We start from the raw sequence: 17,762 nt of genomic DNA, 5'->3' as shown, positions 1-17,762 counted from the left end.
CGAGGTCAGTTGAGTCAGTGCCTCAAGGCCGCTCAGGCTGGCTAAAGCGTCACTCCCGCTTAAATCCAGCGAAGCAATCTGACGTAATCCTTCTAATGGAGGTAGAACACGCAACCTTAGATTACTCAAATCAAGTAATGTTGCTTCGGTTTCCCTTGCGTATTGAATACGGCGTTGTGCTTCTTGAAATGCGGCGGGGTGTTGAAAGAAGGTCATCCTGAGTCTCATTTTGCATTACTTTGCTTTGCAGGATGTTTTATCAGTTATTGTATTAAATGTCATTCGTCACTGAATAGCGGCTATCTTTCGGATTACTGTTTATGATCGCTTCACGCCCTGAGTCGTTTAACAATTATTTATAGAACTCTATACAGCCCTTATGCAGTTAGCCCATGCTTTAGCCTATTTAATAACTCCATAATCTTCTTATCACCTCTGTAGTGAGTCGCACAGTATTCACCTGGGCTCTCACCACCTAATGCGAGTAATGGCGTTCTGAACCATTTGAGAGCCGTTTCTTCGGATCCGAAGTACCCCACGGCTTCCGCCAAAATCTGTTTTGTAATAAACGGTTCTTCAGTCATAAAAATCTCAACTTATCGGGTTGTTATTTTTTTGCTGTAGTCAATTATGAGTTTTAGGAGAAATGACCACACTAAAATAACAGGAACGATTTAGCTGCTGTAACTATCGTATAAAACGGCGTTTCTGGCAAGTGCATATTCTGGCTCAACATGAACACCCCTTCTGGACGAACGTGAACACTGTTTCTGGTTCAACGTGAACACCTATTCTGGCGTGAAGGTGAACACTTTCAGTCTATGACCAGAATAGGTGTTCACGATACCAGAATCGATTTCCTGCATTGATTATTTGATTGCTAACCTGTTCCTTTTGCTTTGGGGACAGGGGATGCCAGCCAAGAGAATATCAATGCGTCAATTAAGAGAGATATTGAGACTGAAGTTGCAGGCCGACCTGAGTATCCGGCAAATTCAACGTAGCCTTCGAGTGAGCGTAGGCGGCATATCCAATGTGGTAAACAAGGCTCAAGCCTTGTCGCTTGACTGGTCCAGTATTGAGCAAATGGATGATGACACCCTTGCCAGTCAATTCTATCCCCGTGCGGATACGCGGGTATCTTCTGTGTTTGCGATGCCCGATTGGTGCAGTGTACATCTGGAGTTAAAACACAAAAGCGTTACCAAGCATCTGTTATGGGAGGAGTACACCCAGCAGTATCCCAACCGTAGCTACAGCTACTCGCAATATTGCCATCATTATCTGGTCTGGAAAGGTAAGCAACGTCGCTCCATGCGCCAAGTCCATAAAGCCGGTGAAACGCTGTTTGTGGATTATGCCGGGCAGACGGTGCCGATTGTTAACGGCAACACCGGTGAAGTGCGCAGTGCACAGATATTCGTGGCAGTCATGGGTGCATCGAACTATACGTTTGCTGAGGCGACCTACAGCCAAAGCCTGCCGGACTGGCTGGGCAGCCATGCCCGTGCTTTCAGCTTTTTAGGCGGCGTGCCGCACATGGTGGTACCGGATAACTTAAAAAGTGGGGTCACTAAAGCCTGCCGTTACGATCCCGATGTAAATCCCGCCTATCAACAACTGGCCGCGCACTATGGCGTGGCGATCATGCCTGCCAGGCCTTACAAACCTAAAGATAAAGCCAAGGCAGAAGTAGGCGTGCAAATTATTGAGCGTTGGATATTGGCGCGCTTACGCCATCACAGCTTCTTCTCCCTGGCTGAGTTGAACACCTGCATCAAAGCCCTGCTGGTTGAGGTTAACAACAAGTCCTTCAAGCAGTTCAAGGGGAGTCGCCTCACCTGGTTCGAGTCGATTGATAAGCCGGTATTGAACCCACTACCGACACATACTTACCAATACACAGACATCAAACAGGTCAAGGTGAACATCGATTATCACGTCCAGTATGAGGAGCACTTGTACTCGGTGCCCCATCACTTGGTGGGTGAGCGCATTGAGTTGCATGCCAAACGCAATGTGATTGAACTGGTGTTCCAAAGCCATCTGGTGGCCAGTCACGCAAGACAACACCGTGCGGGTATGAGTACCACACCTAGCCACATGCCAACAGCGCATGAAAAGCATCATAAATGGACAGCAGGTAGGCTAATGAACTGGGCCAAAGATATTGGCGATGAAGTGCTTGCCTGGGTGAAAGCCCAGCTCAACCGAAAGCAACATGAGCAGCAAGCGTATCGGGTCTGTTTAGGACTGTTGAATCTGTCTCGTCAGTATCCACCGTCGCGCATTAACAAAGCCTGCGGCATTGCTAATCAACATAGCCTTTACCGACTCAAGCACATCAAGGATATCTTGCAAAGCAACCAGGACAAGCTACATCCGGATACGCCTGAGCAAGCCTCATTACTCCCCCAATCACACGAAAACATCCGTGGCCCACAAAGCTTCCACTAAGGGAAAAACATCATGATAAACCACACCTTAATGCAACTGCGTCAGTTGAAACTCAACGGTATGGCCAGCGCGCTGGCGATGCAAACTGAGCAGCCGGGTAACTACGATGGATTAAGCTTCGATGAGCGTATCCAGCTGCTTGCCGACAGCGAACAGCATGAACGGGAACAGCGCAAACAACAGCGGCTACTCAAGGCGGCCAAACTGAAAATCAACGCGCATGCACGGGATATCGATTACAGCCAGCCACGCGGGCTAAAGCAAGCCATGATGGCTTCCTTGCTGCAATGTGACTGGATAAACAAGCACCAGAACCTGTTACTCACCGGCCCTTGTGGCAGCGGCAAAACATACCTTGCCTGTGCACTGGGACACACCGCCTGCACCAAAGGCTATAGTGCAAAGTACTACCGACTGTCCAGACTCATGCTGGAGCTGACTCAAGCCAAGGCCGACGGTACTTACAGTAAGGCGCTACAACAGCTTGCCCGCATGGACATGCTTATCCTGGATGATTGGGGACTGGAGCCACTCAAAGCCGCACATCGAAACGATCTGATGGAAATCATGGACGACAGAAATGGCAGTTCATCGACTGTCATCATCAGCCAGTTACCGACTGATCAATGGTACCAATCTATCGGCGATAACACGCTGGCCGATGCCATTTTAGACAGGCTCATGCACAACGCACACAGAATTAATTTAAAAGGAGAATCAATGCGGAAAATACAGTCCGAATTGACTGAACGTGAACACTTAGGGTAAAAAGACTGAGAGCCCAATGCGGGAAACTTCAGGTGTTCACGTTCGACCAGAATCACCGTTCAACTTCACCAGAATACGCAGCAAGAAGCGGGCTGACGTTAAGTAAAGGGATACTGCACGCGCTTTTTGATAGTATCCTTATTTTCAAAATGACGTTAAATAAGAATACATCAGCCTTTCCGGAAGAAACTCCAGAAATAATTTCCTTCCTTAATAATTTAAGAAATTGCAATTAGACATCTGAACTTTTAGCCGCAAGCCGCTAAATTCCGTGACACGACTTGCTCAAGATCTTTACAATCAATGGCTAGTCCCCGCTGACGCCGATGTACATTTGCTCCAACCAAGTCTTCTTCGGTCAAACCATACACTTTTTTAATCCACGTCAGTGGAACCTTGATTCCTGCTAACTCGTCACACCGTCGCAATAACTCTTCTTTGAAAACTATCGTGAAATCTTCAAACTCACCACTTGTTAGAAACCTGTTCAGCTTTATTGTTGCAGCGCTAATGCTTTCACGTTCTGTGTTAATTTTCAGATAGTCAACGATCGCGTCAGACACTCGGCTTCGCTCCATGTGAAGTAAAATCACATCATTCAAGATACCGGCCAATTTCGGTATTTCGCTATGACGTCTACTGTTCCAGTACTTAGCAACATTATCACCCAACAGCCAAAGATAAGGCTCCAGTGTTTTGGTATAAAGAGCTAACTGAACTAAATACTCCTCTTGAGTAGACGAGCTTCTACCCCCCTGATAAATCAGTTCATGGAAAAGGAGGCCATCAACACTTTCAAAGTTCATTTCACCAATTTTTTTGCCACAACCCTCACATTTTCCAGAAAGAAGTGACTCATTTGTAAACTTGCAATTACATTGAGAGCAGCGATCGATAAGATAGCCGCGATGTTCAGCGCACAGTAAATGATAGCGAAAGCTCCATGAGGCATGAAGCACATTCGTTTCGTGGTAACACTTCGGACATAACTTAATTCTGGAAAAATCAAAAAGACCACGATATGTATCTGCCCAGGCCCATGGATCAAATAAAGAAAGAACAGCTCCGTGATCTGTATATTCCAACAACAACTCTTTAATTTTTATTCTATCGTCCAATTTAAATGAGCGAAGTGGAGCAGCGTTTGAAATCAATATGGTCAACGCGTAATAGCCATAACCATTCGCTCTTGCGAGACGAAAAAGATAGCTTTGCAGTGACTCTTCCGGCACTGGGGCAGGCCTAGCAATAAGTTTATTACTTTTCAAAAAACATCATCCAGGCGCAGTTGTAACTCGCCATACCGTACATTTCTATACCTGGCATCAACAACTCGATTCTTTCCACGTGCAGCATCACGATTCCAATAAGACTGACTTCGCTGTTCTTGCGCCACTATTTCGGTAAGCTTTAGAATCAATGGATTAACTTCATCTCGTACATTTAATTGCCGTCTAGAAGCATTCAAAAAATGCTCAGGGGTAATCGATTGGGAGCCGTCAAAGACAGCATCAATGGCCGCAGGGCGAATCAATTTCTTCATTAAATTAGAAACGTTACCCTGGGTTACAGCAAAAAGCCTGAAAGCCTGTTCCGTACGCCACAAATCTTGGTCTGGTTGGATTGGTAATTTTTCTTGTACTTTTTGTAAAAATTTCTGAAAACCCTCGAACGTATCCATTGTGTAATTGATTAACTCATAGCGCATGTTAAATCTACGCTCCAGTTCTGTGCCAACATCTAATATATACTGGCTCCATGGCAAGCCGAATAATACGATAGGAATTTTTGCTTTATTGATCAGCATTTTGATCCAGTCGGCTATATCCAATACCACTTGGTTACTTTGCGTCTGAATAGCATGATGGAACTCATCGATAATAATGAGCTGTGTTCCTGCTGCTTTAAGCTGGATCACTAAGCGGTCTGTAAGCTCATGAGTATCACCACCTTTTCCCTCTAAGGGGTCGCCAAGATCTCTTAAAAGCTGTGCGGCTACTGGCTTAGGGTGTCGCGACTTAGGCAAGCCACTCACCAATACGGGCTTATAGGTACGCTCTGATTCCTGTCTGACGGGATACTTTTTTTGGTACTGCTTGATGAATTCAGTTTTCCCTGTCCCCGTCTCTCCCATCACTAGAATACAAGTTGGTTCATTCTCGTATTCTGTCATTTCGGCAATATCCCGTACTCTTTTAATGTCTTCTAGTAAAGATTTCAATGTGGGAGTCGGAACGAACAAGCTTTCTATTTGTACTACTTTATTCTTAACGGTTATATCCATATTCGCCTCAAAATTCTAACTCTTCAGGATAGTCGTTATCCGTACCATCAAAATCAGATTCTGGGACAGTTGAAGATCCCTTAGCTGGCTGCTCTGCTGGTTTTGGCACTCCTTGATTCTGGCTAGCCGCCTCATCAAGAACCGACGCCTTAACACCGCCCTCTTTTTGTTGACCTATTTCCATATAACGAGCTACTCGTGCCTTCGTTGATATTTTGTTCTTGAGGCTTAAAGAAAATTCATTCTCGACCAACTGTATTATCTTCATTTTAGCTACTGCTAACGCTTCAAGATCAACTTTCTTTTTGAGAATATTCCTAACAAACTTTTTGTTTGTTCTATGCTGATAAGCAGTCAAACCTGACGCATACTTTTGATCGACAGCAGCAACTTTAAAGTACTTTTCTTCATGCTCGTTGTATACATAGATATACCCAAGATCATCACGATTCCTTTTAATACGCATCCGACCAAAACCATGCTTCATTCTATATTTTGTGAGGTGCTGATCATCATACAGAATACTATCTTTTGTAATACCCAGATTTGTAATAGTAACTTCAAAGCTCTCAGCTAAAACTATATTTGAGCGTATGGGATCAACAGGATAAATCGGGACGATTTCCAGGTCTTTTTTCCATTCTTCGTTGGGAATCAATTTCCCGCCTGCAACCGTATCGCATTGATAAATATCAATTACCCAAATGTGAAACATTTCTAGAAAAGTGCTCATTGAAATAATTGCATTCTTTTCAGGTATATAATCGATAACTTCAGCCATTCGTCCCATCGTTCTACCTTGCTTATCATTAAGCAATTTCTGATTCATGGCTCTAAAATAGCTTTCTATAGACCCCTTGTACCAAGGATGCTTACCAGGATTGTGCTGAATCGTAACATGAAAATCCATACACGCATCTTCAAAAGCAACACTTGTAAACTCTTTGCCTCTATCGGTCGCTATCACAGCGGGAACACCCGCACACAGCCAATCATTTACAACACTGGGATATCTTTCTTTTACATATGCCTTTGATGACATTGCATGGTGAAGCGCTCGGGCAACGCTAAGATAACTTGGGTCTTCGAAGCCAATATTAAATCCCAATATGCTTTTCGATTTATAATCTAAAAATACAGTAATCCACGGCCTTCCTAAAACCATCCTTGTTTCGCTATCAACAACAAAGAGATCAAGCCGCGTGTGATCAACTTCAGCACGCTGAAGGATCAACTTAACTTCCCGCACAGGCTTAGACTGCTTGAACGCTATCATGGCTGCTCGTTTACCCTGGCGCGCTTCTAGTACTTTAGCTGGAGCTTCCTTCTTAACTCTTTTTATAAAAGTAGGAAGTGTCGGAACCCTGAGCTTCTGGTCGTCAGTGACTAAGCGATTTTCATAATGAATTTTTGTCTTCATGTAATCGTGGGATGAAGAAAAAGAGGGAGACATTGACTGTTTATAATGATCAATCGCATCCTGTATATGTATCTCTGCTGTTTTGCTAACTTTTGGCGAGCGATTACCTTTTTTCTTTGTGCTAGGGAGCAACCCTTTTATACTGCAACCAGCTTCTATATAGCTTTTTTGCCAACGCGCAATAGTTCGCGCGCTAGGAGGGACCTCACTTAGCTCTATTGCGACAGCCTCTCGAATAGGATCTAAGTACTCAGATGTAAATGATTTAACTTCAGAAGCCGCACAAATATACCTATATCGACGCCGCGCTTCTGACTTATCATTTTCTGAATAACCTGAAAAATCTAAACTCCATGGATCCTTAAAATCACGCTCTTTTTGGCTTTTTGGTAAGATCTTTGCCGATCCTTTTAACACCAATTCATTTAATTCAATGATCGTGCGGGTAGAAGCAATCAGGTTAAAAGCGTCCACAAGACGAATTAAGTTTCCGTCTACGCCCACTATTTCAAACTGTTTTTCAACAACATCGTTAGAGACAACAATAAAATCTCCGATTTTATACCCATTCGTCATAATGATTTCCCTGCCCTAACCAAAGAGTTGGTACTAAGTAGATCGCTATCTAAGTCAGCAATCAATCGCTTGTTCCAGAGCAACCTATGGATCATTATGAAATCCTCGTTACGGGAGTCCTGCCTGATAAACTGACCAATGCTTAATGAAGGGCTAGTACTCAACGCATTACGAATCATTGCGACATAAGCCGGGTCTAGTTCGTAACTGGCTGATTTATATAACAAACATAGGTTTTCGTAGCAGTATTGGCGGGTAATCCACTGATCGGTAACCAAAATTAAATCTTTCCCTTGATTTCGAGCTTCATTTTTTACCACCTCAAACCAAACATAAAAGCCCGCATCTTTATCTATATCTGCTTTGTACTTAATTTCATAGTAGCAAGAATTAGAACTAAAGAAGACTTCGAAGTCTGGCGTATAAATATGCTCCTTTTCGTCATACCAGTATGTAAAACCTAAAGGCTGAGGCTCGTAAAGCCGGACTTCTTCGTCAAACTCAAGATAATAGCAGTAGTCTTTTTCGAGGGGACTTTCTAAATAAATACAGGAACTGGTTGATTTGCGTGCAGGAAACCTCGTGATACTTTTATTCATCAGGTCACGAATTTTTCTTTTCTTTGGAATTTTTCTTTTCATAAGCAGATCCCCTCTATTAGCTAAACAAATATAGCCAAAGAGGAGATCGTGTCAAGTTATGAATTAATTATGACATCTTATGATATTCAAATGTCACATTATGGTTTATAAATCACAACTACAGGTGAGCCAGGTTTCCCTTACTTTCCAGCCAACTTTTACGATCGGAGGCACGCTTTTTAGCTAACAACATATCCAGCATCTCATGTGCATTATCTTCAGCATCGACGGTCAATTGCACCAGACGACGCGTATCCGGATCCATGGTTGTCTCACGTAACTGAAGAGGATTCATCTCCCCCAGACCTTTAAATCGCTGTACGTTTATTTTTACATTCTTACGCTCAGCCCGCAGGCGCTCAACAATGCCGTTCTTTTCGGCCTCATCGAGCGCATAAAATACATCTTTGGCCGCATCGATACGGAACAACGGAGGCATAGCAACATAGATATGCCCTGCATCCACCAACGGCTTAAAATGACGCAGAAACAGCGCACAGATAAGCGTAGCAATATGTGCCCCATCAGAGTCGGCATCGGCCAGCACACATATTTTTCCGTAACGAAGACCTTCCAGATTATCAGAGCCCGGGTCCACACCGACAGCGACCGAAATATCATGAATCTCCTGCGAAGAGAGTATTTCACCCGAGTCCACTTCCCATGTATTCAGAATCTTACCGCGCAACGGCATAATCGCCTGGAACTGACGATCTCTGGCTTGTTTCGCCGAACCACCAGCCGAGTCCCCTTCTACTAAAAAGAGCTCTGAGCGCATCGTTTCTGAACCGGCACAATCCGCCAGTTTCCCCGGCAGCGCTGGACCCTGAGTGATTTTTTTACGAATGACCTTTTTACTCGAGCGTAAGCGCTTTTGAGCATTAGCTATAATGCTTTCTGCTAACTGTTCGCCCTCTTCTACATGACTGTTTAGCCACAGCGAAAACGCATCTTTTGCTGAACCCGAAATAAAGGCAGCAATCTGACGGGAGGAAAGACGCTCCTTTGTTTGCCCGGAAAACTGTGGGTCACGCATTTTTGCCGACAGGATATAAGCACAGCGCTCCCAGATATCATCCGCCGTCAACTTAACACCACGCGGCAGCAAATTGCGGAACTCACAAAACTCCCGCATCGCTTCCAATAAGCCGGTACGAAAACCATTTACATGGGTACCACCCTGCACCGTGGGGATCAGGTTTACATAACTTTCACAGGTTAAATCACCGCCTTCAGGCAGCCACTGAACCGCCCACTCGACCGCGTCCTCTTCTCCCTGCAGGGAACCGACAAACGGGTCTGTTGGCAGCGTATCAAATACCTGTGTCGTGCCTCGCAGATAAGCACTGAGACCATCCTCGTAACACCATTCCTCTTTCTCGTTCTTGGCGCCGCTCTGGTCCGTAAAAGTCACCTTCAAACCAGGACAAAGCACCGCTTTTGCACGCAAATTATGCTTCAGGTGATTAACACTGTATTTAGGCGTATCAAAATATTGAGGGTCAGCTAAAAAGCGAACGCTTGTACCCGTATTACGTTTGCCACAGGTATCAATAACTTCCAGATCAGAAACTTTATTACCATCGGCAAAAACGATTTTATACACCTGCCCATCACGCTTAATTTGCACTTCAAGCAATTTAGAAAGCGCGTTCACAACCGAAACGCCTACACCATGCAAGCCACCGGAGTAGTTGTAATTTTCATTATTGAATTTCCCGCCTGCATGCAAACGCGTCAGAATCAACTCAACACCACTGACACCCTCTTCCGGGTGAATATCAACGGGCATTCCACGCCCGTCATCACTCACAGACAAAAAACCGTCTTTGTGCAGTATCACATCGATCTGCTTAGCATGCCCGGCCAACGCTTCATCGACCGAGTTATCGATAACCTCCTGGGCCAGATGGTTAGGTCGATCAGTTTCGGTATACATACCGGGACGCCGTCGTACCGGATCCAAACCACTTAATACTTCTATCGAATCAGCCGTATATTGCTTCGACATCTGTTTCTTTTTCCTGTCACTCGCTAAAAGGGGGTAAAGGTATTGCTTCAGGTAACTCTAGTCGACCTTGAGAAAAACCTATGATTGCCGGAATCAGTTTTTCGAACTGATCAAAACCATGACTGCCACCCGGCTGTATAAACGCGATGGATCGATCAAAAAAATCCACCGCTTCGCGATAATCTAATGTCTCATCAGCGCTCTGTACTAACAACAGATAACGGGCAGGATCTTTTACCTGATCAACAACCATCGCTTCCAGCTGCTGCAAATGATCGCGCGTCAGGATATAGCGTTCATGGGTATAAATATTTTCATTATCGCCCAGCCATTCAGATAATAACCGATAAGGGTAGATAGCCGGATTCACCATCACCGCTTTGCAGTTTTCATAATGCTCGGTCAGCCAAATACTGAAATAGCCGCCCAACGAGCTACCTATCAGCACGATGGGGCGCTGCCGGTTATCGGTAACTATCGACTCAAGCTGTCGCATCGCTTCTGCAGGCTCATGTGACAACTGTGGCACTAAGTAATTTTCGCTATACTTATGCCCATTCTCTTGTTCGAGCGCGCTAAAGTACTCACCCAACAAACGTGCTTTTATAGATTCAGGCGAACTGTTAAAGCCATGCACATAAATAAAAAGCGGTAACGACATACTGGTTATCCTTACAGTGTTTGAGAGAAGTTACCTAAGGTTACCGCGGGATGCAAGTTCAGACAGGGACTCGTTTAACCCTTGTTGTAAATTTCCCATCAGGCAGCAGATCAATCACCCGGTAGGCAGGTTGCGATAAGTAAGGGTCAGACTCCATCTCAGGCTCAACGGTGGATACCTTAAATTGTGGAGCGGTTGCCGGTGTCGCCAGCACGCAGACCTGTTCCATTTCTATCTGATGCGCTTGATGCAGGTGCCCGCAGACGATCAGCTTAAGGTTTTTATACTTCTTAAGCTGCGCCCAGAAAGCCTCAGCATTAGCTAACATGATGCTATCTTGCCACTGGCTGCCAACAGCCACCGGGGGATGATGCAACACCAACAGCAGGTACTTATCTGAATGCTCTGAAACAACACCCGCCAACCAATCAAGTTCGGTTTGACTCAAGGCTCCACTACCCTTTCCATCCGGCTCAGCCGTTGAATCCAACATGATGATGCACCAATTACCCTGAACAAAGACTTTCTGGGACAGGGTCTGATACTCACGCATCCTGACAGCATCATCGTGATTACCGGGAATCCATCGAATCTCTTTTGCCATCCCATCGGTATATCGCTGCAGCCTTTGGTAACCACTGGCGTACCCATGATGAACCAGATCACCGCTCAACAACAACAGATCCGAATCGGCGTCCTCAGAGCGCAGCTGCTGCAGTGTACTGAGCAAGCGCTGCTCTGGATTCAACCCTTTAAAGGGCTCATCCGCATTCTCCTGCAGATGACAATCAGTCACCTGTACGACCCGCATTTTATCCATCAGGCACTAAAAACAGGTTCTATTAACTGGCCATATTGCTGACAATGGCTTAGCCATTCACCCAGATAGTGGTTCAACTGAACCTTTTCATCCGGCTGATGCATGTCGCGGTTTGGGTAAGGATATGCGCCAGAGAGCTGTCGATGCCGCTTCAGGCAGATTACTTCTGCCATACAGGCATCATGATATAAGCGCACCACCAGCGCCGGGGATTCCAGCCACGAGGATCCACTTTGCTCCTGTTGCGAAATTTGCAGTGTAGTGGTGTAAACAAAACGCTCTTCAACTTCAAAGCGAATCTGTACCTGATGCTCACCCCAGACAAGCTGAAATTCGCGCATGTCGCACGCTTCCAGGTCGGGCATCAATTTATTCAAACGCGCATAGTTGACTTCACATATTGCCATCTGCCGCGTCAAATCAGGTACATACTTACGTTTCATACAGCGTTAACACTCCACTTCTCTTTTATAGTGTTACGATTCAATTGCAACCATTGTAACGCAATAATGGCAGCAGCATTATCCACATCACCCGTCTGTATCATGGCAATAGCCACATCTGCCGAAAAAAGGTGAACTTTAATATTTTCCCCCTCATCATCCAGCCCATGCACGCCACCCAGTCCATCGCTATTGACACATCCACAATACAGATCGATATATTCTCTCGCGCCTCCGGGGCTGGGGGTAAAACGACTAATATGTTCTAACTGTAAAATTTCAGCGCCGGCCTCTTCCTGACTCTCACGGCATGCCACCGCTTCAGTGGTTTCACCCGGCTCGACCAACCCGGCAACCAACTCAAGTAACCACGGGCTACGCGGGTGATCAATCGTCCCTATACGAAACTGTTCTATCAGGACAACACAATCAAGCCAGGGGTCATATAAGAGCACACAGACCGCATCTGGACGCCAGAATAGATCCCGCTTCATTTGGACATGACCGCCTTCGAAACGTTCATGTCGCAGCGTCACCTCGCGCATCTGATAAAAGCTGTCACAGATAACCTTATCTTCCTCAACATCAACATCTGTAATAGAAAACTCAGGGTTCCAATACTCACTCATCAGCATGCTCCGCTATTCAAAATATAAAATCTGGATATTTGCTTGTTCTCGGCGTCAAAGAGAAATTAACTAGATTAAATACGGGGGAATTGACCTATACGCCAGTATAGTACGATTCGTCATGAACGCCTAAATCAGGTGGTATACCCTGCGGATTCAAACGAAGCTAATCATCGTGCGAGTCCATCTCCACATCAAGGAACTTTATTATTTCTTCCAGCGGAGCCGGGCGTGTTAATAAATACCCCTGCCCCATTTCGCAATCATTTTCACGTAAAAACGCCAGCTGCTCATGCGTTTCTATTCCTTCTGCAATCACTTTCAATCCTAACTTATGGGCCATAGCAATAACAGCCGAGGTAATTTCCATATCGTTTTTATCGTGCGGAATATCGCGCACAAAAGAGCCATCTACTTTTAAATGATCAAAAGGCAGCCGTTTCAGATAGCTCAATGAAGAATAACCGGTACCGAAATCATCAATCGCCAGCGCAACCCCTAAATGCTTTAACTGATGCAAGGTATCGACAACAACATCCACCTCCTCCATTATCATAGATTCAGTAATTTCCAACTCAAGCAATGCAGCAGGGAAGTCATATTTTTCCAGTGCTGCTTTAATTTTTGACAGCAACTGAGGGTCAAAGAATTGCCGCATAGAAAGGTTAACCGCCATGCGAATCGAATGGCCGCTATCAAGCAATTGACGTCCCTGACGGCAAGCCTCATTTAGCACCCACTCACCCAACTCAACAATTAACCCCAGCTCTTCGGCAATCGGAATAAATTCAGCAGGAGAAACCCGCCCCCGTTCAGGGTGATCCCAGCGTACTAACGCCTCAAAGCATATAGGCTGCAACTCGCCCATAATCGTCCACTGTGGCTGATAATGAATACAAAATTCGTGATTCTGCAAAGCACTACGCAGTTGCTTCTCCATACTGGCCCGATTAACAACTTCATCATTCATCTCGCCAGTAAAAAACTGAAAATTATTGCGCCCCAAACGTTTTGCCCGGTACATAGCGAGATCGGCGTTTTTCATCAGGACGGCCCAATCATCTCCATCTGTCGGCGCCATGGTAATGCCGACACTCACCGTGGCTTTGACTTCACCACCATTCAAGATCATAGGCTTACTGATAGCTTGCAATACTTTTGTAGCGACTAAGCCAACCTCTGCAGAACCACTGACATCGGGTAGCATCACTATAAACTCATCTCCACCGATGCGAGCAATAAGGTCAGAGTTACGCAAGGCACTACGCAACCGGTCAGCAATTGTCTGCAACAAAGCATCACCGACATCATGCCCTAAGGTGTCATTAATCTGCTTAAAATCATCCAGATCAAGATAGAATAAAGCAAATATTGTATTGTTACGTAAGGCCTTTTTTAGCTCAACAGCAAGCTGCTCTTTAAATAAGCGGCGATTTCCCAAACGGGTCAGCGGGTCATAAAAAGCTAGCTGTTCAATTTGCTCCAGGGTCTTTTTCTTAGTGGAGATATCCTCACTTACGCCAATAAAATGGGTGATTTTCTGTTCATCATCCAAAATAGGAGAGATAGATAGCATTGACCAGTAAGGCTGACCTGATTTAGTTTTATTACGAATTTCACCATGCCAGTCATGGCCCGATAAAATAACTTTCCACATATCTGCATAAAAATCAGGTTCTGTTTCACCTGCATTCAAAATACTGGGTGTCTGTCCCTTTATTTCGTCAAGTGAATAGCCCGTTACATCCGTGAACTCTTCATTCACATACTCGATTTCACCTTTCTCATCCGTAATCAGGACCATCGTAGGGCTTTGCTCAACCGCACGTGAGAGCTTTTGTAAATCACCCTCAACCTGCTTGCGCTCAAGCGCCAGACTCACCAATTGTGAAGCCTGCTCCATCATGGCTATATGATCATTATTGGGCGCCAGCGGATAAGGATGATATATAGCAAAGGTCCCAAGGATCTCTTGTGTCGAGCCGAATATAGGCTGTGACCAGCAGGACGCGAGGTTCGCCCTGGCTGCCAGCTCTTTAAAGCTATTCCAGCAAGGATGGCTTTGTATATCGTCAACGATGACCAGTTTTCCGGATGTCGCTGCTATACCACAAGAGCCCGCACCTTCACCAATCGCCAAGCCTTCAATCTCATCCGTGAAGAATGCCGGCAAGCTAGGCGCAGCCCCATGCATAAGATTTTTTTTATCTTTATCAAGCAGTGAAATAGAACACATACTATTGACGTAAACGCTTTCAATCCCTCTGACGATTTCAGCGAAAATATTATTCAGAGAAGCACCGCGAATCAACATATCCAGTACATGCGTATTCTGCGTCAACAGAGCATTTTCAAAATAGCGACTGGTAATATCGCGATTCACCGCTAACAAACCAATCACTTTCCCTTCGACACTTCTCAGCGGTGCTTTGATACACTCGATCAGCTGATCAGCTCCATCATTACGACGAATCCAAATATTTTTAACGACTACTTCATTTTGTTCAAATACCAGAGCATCTTGCTCATTGGTCAGATTGACATTAGTTTCTTTGAAAAAATCCTCAACACGCTGGCCAATAATTTCATCCCGGGGGCGACCTAAAAGCTTGGCAAACGATTGATTACAATCAAGATATCGTCCATTTACGTCTTTCGCATAGATATGATCCGGATTAGAATCCATCAAGGTTCTGAGCAGCAAGGTCTCATCAACCACTTGACCAAATTCATCACTTAACGACAGTAATTCACGCTTTTTTCTACACCACTGAAAGATAGCAGCAGCTAAAACGACGACTAAAAATACAATGGCAATGATCATATAGGCGGATAGCGCTGCCACTGGCGTGGCATTAAGAGTAACGCTACCTTGCGGTATCAGGGCCTGATCGATAGCAAACCGCTCAACAGCATCCAGGTTGAATACGGGTTCTGCAGGAGGTTCATGCACAATAGGTAATTCACTGATAGCGCTTCCTTTAAGGATATCCAGCAGATAATCAGCCGCAGCCGCTCCTTGTAACGTCGATGTCGCCACATAGCCACCGACCAGCCCCTCAGCAATAGCGGTATCCCAGGCGGAATAGATAGGAACAGACGAATTTTCCAACAGAAAGGAAATACTCTCCTGCAAGCTCATTGAAAGGCCGGTTCTATCCCGATGTAAAGGCAAGCGGAATATAACCGACCCCCTATCAAGGGCTGTTAACTCTGCTTTTAATTCAGGTAATGACCAGTCACTGATTGATCTTACGGAAAAGCGGGATGCATATTTAGCAGCTTCTTGCGAGAAATGTAACTGCTCAGCAAGCCCTGTCGGCGTTGCATCACTGAGTAATACGACCTCTGTCAGGTCAGGATGCATTTCCAGAAGCAGCTGAAAATTCGCATCAGGAGCCGCTGACTCAACAATACCTGTAATCAGTTTATCAGCGCCAATCATCTCTTGTGAAAATGCATTAATACCGACAAAAACCACAGGAATTCCGGCAAAATGTGATTGCCGGTATTTCATCAGAAAGCTCAACGCATTGTTGTCCGTTACAACAATGGCATCAAAGTGCTTTGTTCCTTTTCGTGCCAACAACATAGCCATCAAAGGAAACATTTCATCGGCGGTATAACGTTTTGTATCCAAATACTCGACCTGCAGGTCGATAGAAACTCCCGCCGGTTCTATCCTCTCACTAAAACCTTTATAGATACCATCAGACCACGAAAACCCCTGATGATAAGAGTTAAGCAGCAAAACGCTGTGGCCGTATCCAGACTCAGATTTAAATTCAGCCCCAGACTCAGAGCGTGATTCGGCTTTCGCTAAAGCAGGAAATAAAGCTAACAACAGACAAAAAAATACAGAATACCGCCAGCATTCTGTAGCGAAAATTTTTTTCAACACCATGTAAAACGACGCTAATATCATAAGTTAGCTTTAGTATAGTTTCTATTTCATGAACTGCTATCTAAGGCTGAGCAAAACCTCTAAGCATCTGAATTTCTTCAGCCCAGACCGTCTCATCAATTGTTTCCAACACCAGAGGCACACCGCGAAAACGATCATCCTGCATGATATACCTAAAAACCTCTAAGCCTATCTCCCCCTTACCCAAGCTGTGATGGCGATCAACCCGCGCACCTAAGGCCACTTTAGAATCGTTCAAGTGCATAGCGCACAAGTACTCAAACCCGACAAGATCCGCGAACTCCTGAAATGTCTGCTGACATTCCAGCTGTGTTGTTAATGGATAACCGGCTGCAAATATATGGCAGGTATCTATACATACACCTACTCTGCTTTTATCAGCCACTGCATCAATAATTTCAGCTATTTGGGCAAAGTTATAACCAAGATTGCTGCCTTGCCCGGCGGTTGTTTCAATAACAGCGACAACATCATCCGTTTCTGATATCGCCAGGTTGATAGACTCGGCAATGCGCTGCAAGCACTGCGACTCGGATAACACACGCAAGTGACTACCCGGATGAAAATTAAGATATTTAAGCCCCAACTGCTGGCATCGACTTATCTCATCAACAAAAGCCAGACGCGACTTAGTTAACGCATCGTTTTCAGGATGCCCCAGATTAATTAAATAACTATCATGAGGCAGTATCTGTTCTGCAGAAAAACCCAAGCGAGCGCAACGCTCTTTAAACACAGCGATACTTTTAGTCGTCAAGGGTTTAGCATCCCAACGACGCTGATTTTTGGTGAAAAAAGCAAACGCATTCGCGCCTAATTTTTCAGCATTGAGCGGCGCATTTTCAACACCGCCCGCCGCACTCACATGAGCACCAATATAATAGGGTTTCAATTCAGCCATAGATTAACTCTGTTATTAAAACTCAGCATTGATAACTCACGGGTTAAAGCTTACATGCGCCGCCAAGACAGTCATCAAAATCCATACTTTCCAACTCCTCCCGCTCGGCATGTGCTTGTGTAATTCGCGTCAGCATCTCCTGTTCTGCGTTATTCAGGTCAGATGTACCAGCACGGTTAAAGACAGCCAATAAAGTAGCCAACTCATTTAAGGTTAAATCATTCAT

16 protein-coding genes are annotated in these 17,762 nt (G+C 45.1%); 2 read left to right on the top strand and 14 right to left on the bottom strand.

Annotated features, from left to right (window positions below; translation table 11 throughout):
• A partial coding sequence (locus BM099_RS02930) for a leucine-rich repeat domain-containing protein (protein ID WP_143083714.1) occupies nucleotides 1-216 on the bottom strand: 216 nt, incomplete at its 3' end.
• Between the two features lie 161 nt (nucleotides 217-377).
• Nucleotides 378-584, bottom strand: a complete 207-nt coding sequence (locus tag BM099_RS02925) for an MbcA/ParS/Xre antitoxin family protein (RefSeq protein WP_090724101.1) — start codon at nucleotides 582-584, stop codon at nucleotides 378-380.
• 328 nt (nucleotides 585-912) lie between these two features.
• On the opposite strand from BM099_RS02925, the gene istA reads away from it, so the two are divergent.
• Complete coding sequence (gene istA / locus BM099_RS02920) at nucleotides 913-2,457, top strand: IS21 family transposase (RefSeq protein ID WP_090724099.1); 1,545 nt, start codon at nucleotides 913-915, stop codon at nucleotides 2,455-2,457.
• Nucleotides 2,458-2,469: 12 nt separating this feature from the next.
• On the top strand, nucleotides 2,470-3,225 hold the full coding sequence (istB, locus tag BM099_RS02915; RefSeq protein ID WP_090724096.1) for an IS21-like element helper ATPase IstB: 756 nt from the start codon (nucleotides 2,470-2,472) through the stop codon (nucleotides 3,223-3,225).
• A gap of 248 nt (nucleotides 3,226-3,473) precedes the next feature.
• On the opposite strand, the gene BM099_RS02910 is transcribed toward istB, so the two are convergent.
• The 12 genes from BM099_RS02910 to BM099_RS02855 form a co-directional block, all read right to left on the bottom strand.
• Nucleotides 3,474-4,493: a TniQ family protein gene (locus BM099_RS02910; RefSeq protein ID WP_090724093.1), complete on the bottom strand. Its 1,020-nt coding sequence runs from the start codon at nucleotides 4,491-4,493 to the stop codon at nucleotides 3,474-3,476.
• A complete protein-coding gene (locus BM099_RS02905) occupies nucleotides 4,490-5,509 on the bottom strand; it encodes a TniB family NTP-binding protein (protein ID WP_090724091.1) in 1,020 nt (339 codons plus the stop codon). The genes BM099_RS02910 and BM099_RS02905 overlap by 4 nt, the downstream gene beginning before the upstream one ends.
• 7 nt (nucleotides 5,510-5,516) lie before the next feature.
• The gene (locus tag BM099_RS02900; RefSeq protein ID WP_090724088.1) at nucleotides 5,517-7,505 is read right to left on the bottom strand and encodes a DDE-type integrase/transposase/recombinase; all 1,989 of its coding nucleotides are present in this window, start codon (nucleotides 7,503-7,505) and stop codon (nucleotides 5,517-5,519) included.
• Nucleotides 7,502-8,146 carry a hypothetical protein gene (locus BM099_RS02895; protein WP_090724085.1) on the bottom strand — a complete coding sequence of 215 codons (645 nt, stop codon included), beginning with the start codon at nucleotides 8,144-8,146 and terminating at the stop codon, nucleotides 7,502-7,504. The genes BM099_RS02900 and BM099_RS02895 overlap by 4 nt, the downstream gene beginning before the upstream one ends.
• Nucleotides 8,147-8,264: 118 nt before the next feature.
• On the bottom strand, nucleotides 8,265-10,157 hold the full coding sequence (gene parE, locus BM099_RS02890; protein ID WP_090724081.1) for a DNA topoisomerase IV subunit B: 1,893 nt from the start codon (nucleotides 10,155-10,157) through the stop codon (nucleotides 8,265-8,267).
• A 16-nt stretch (nucleotides 10,158-10,173) separates the two neighbouring features.
• Nucleotides 10,174-10,818: a YqiA/YcfP family alpha/beta fold hydrolase gene (locus BM099_RS02885; protein WP_090724078.1), complete on the bottom strand. Its 645-nt coding sequence runs from the start codon at nucleotides 10,816-10,818 to the stop codon at nucleotides 10,174-10,176.
• Between the two features lie 58 nt (nucleotides 10,819-10,876).
• The gene (locus tag BM099_RS02880) at nucleotides 10,877-11,638 is read right to left on the bottom strand and encodes a metallophosphoesterase (protein ID WP_090724076.1); all 762 of its coding nucleotides are present in this window, start codon (nucleotides 11,636-11,638) and stop codon (nucleotides 10,877-10,879) included.
• Nucleotides 11,638-12,081: a DUF1249 domain-containing protein gene (locus BM099_RS02875; protein ID WP_090724073.1), complete on the bottom strand. Its 444-nt coding sequence runs from the start codon at nucleotides 12,079-12,081 to the stop codon at nucleotides 11,638-11,640. Before BM099_RS02875 ends, BM099_RS02880 begins: the two co-directional genes overlap by 1 nt.
• Nucleotides 12,078-12,710: an NUDIX domain-containing protein gene (locus tag BM099_RS02870; RefSeq protein WP_090724071.1), complete on the bottom strand. Its 633-nt coding sequence runs from the start codon at nucleotides 12,708-12,710 to the stop codon at nucleotides 12,078-12,080. Before BM099_RS02870 ends, BM099_RS02875 begins: the two co-directional genes overlap by 4 nt.
• Before the next feature lie 166 nt (nucleotides 12,711-12,876).
• Nucleotides 12,877-16,635 (bottom strand): EAL domain-containing protein, encoded by a 3,759-nt coding sequence (locus BM099_RS02865; RefSeq protein ID WP_090724069.1) that lies wholly within the window; start codon nucleotides 16,633-16,635, stop codon nucleotides 12,877-12,879.
• 40 nt (nucleotides 16,636-16,675) lie between these two features.
• Nucleotides 16,676-17,536 carry a deoxyribonuclease IV gene (gene nfo / locus BM099_RS02860; RefSeq protein ID WP_090724067.1) on the bottom strand — a complete coding sequence of 287 codons (861 nt, stop codon included), beginning with the start codon at nucleotides 17,534-17,536 and terminating at the stop codon, nucleotides 16,676-16,678.
• A 43-nt stretch (nucleotides 17,537-17,579) separates the two neighbouring features.
• Nucleotides 17,580-17,762: a hypothetical protein gene (locus BM099_RS02855; protein WP_090724065.1), complete on the bottom strand. Its 183-nt coding sequence runs from the start codon at nucleotides 17,760-17,762 to the stop codon at nucleotides 17,580-17,582.

The organism is Neptunomonas qingdaonensis, from assembly GCF_900113275.1.
Classification (GTDB): Bacteria; Pseudomonadota; Gammaproteobacteria; order Pseudomonadales; family Balneatricaceae; genus Neptunomonas; species Neptunomonas qingdaonensis.
Note: the sequence above shows the minus strand (reverse complement) of the source record. Positions and strands in the feature narration are given on the sequence as shown.

Excerpts from the sequence above, each read along its gene's own strand:
- BM099_RS02865 (WP_090724069.1), bottom strand. The coding sequence starts at position 16,635 with ATGATATTAGCGTCGTTTTACATGGTGTTGAAAAAAATTTTCGCTACA.
- BM099_RS02900 (WP_090724088.1), bottom strand. The coding sequence starts at position 7,505 with ATGACGAATGGGTATAAAATCGGAGATTTTATTGTTGTCTCTAACGAT.
- BM099_RS02925 (WP_090724101.1), bottom strand. The coding sequence starts at position 584 with ATGACTGAAGAACCGTTTATTACAAAACAGATTTTGGCGGAAGCCGTG.
- istA (WP_090724099.1), top strand. The coding sequence starts at position 913 with ATGCCAGCCAAGAGAATATCAATGCGTCAATTAAGAGAGATATTGAGA.
- nfo (WP_090724067.1), bottom strand. The coding sequence starts at position 17,536 with ATGGCTGAATTGAAACCCTATTATATTGGTGCTCATGTGAGTGCGGCG.
- parE (WP_090724081.1), bottom strand. The coding sequence starts at position 10,157 with ATGTCGAAGCAATATACGGCTGATTCGATAGAAGTATTAAGTGGTTTG.
- BM099_RS02870 (WP_090724071.1), bottom strand. The coding sequence starts at position 12,710 with ATGAGTGAGTATTGGAACCCTGAGTTTTCTATTACAGATGTTGATGTT.
- BM099_RS02905 (WP_090724091.1), bottom strand. The coding sequence starts at position 5,509 with ATGGATATAACCGTTAAGAATAAAGTAGTACAAATAGAAAGCTTGTTC.
- BM099_RS02885 (WP_090724078.1), bottom strand. The coding sequence starts at position 10,818 with ATGTCGTTACCGCTTTTTATTTATGTGCATGGCTTTAACAGTTCGCCT.
- BM099_RS02875 (WP_090724073.1), bottom strand. The coding sequence starts at position 12,081 with ATGAAACGTAAGTATGTACCTGATTTGACGCGGCAGATGGCAATATGT.
- istB (WP_090724096.1), top strand. The coding sequence starts at position 2,470 with ATGATAAACCACACCTTAATGCAACTGCGTCAGTTGAAACTCAACGGT.
- BM099_RS02895 (WP_090724085.1), bottom strand. The coding sequence starts at position 8,146 with ATGAAAAGAAAAATTCCAAAGAAAAGAAAAATTCGTGACCTGATGAAT.
- BM099_RS02880 (WP_090724076.1), bottom strand. The coding sequence starts at position 11,638 with ATGGATAAAATGCGGGTCGTACAGGTGACTGATTGTCATCTGCAGGAG.
- BM099_RS02855 (WP_090724065.1), bottom strand. The coding sequence starts at position 17,762 with ATGAATGATTTAACCTTAAATGAGTTGGCTACTTTATTGGCTGTCTTT.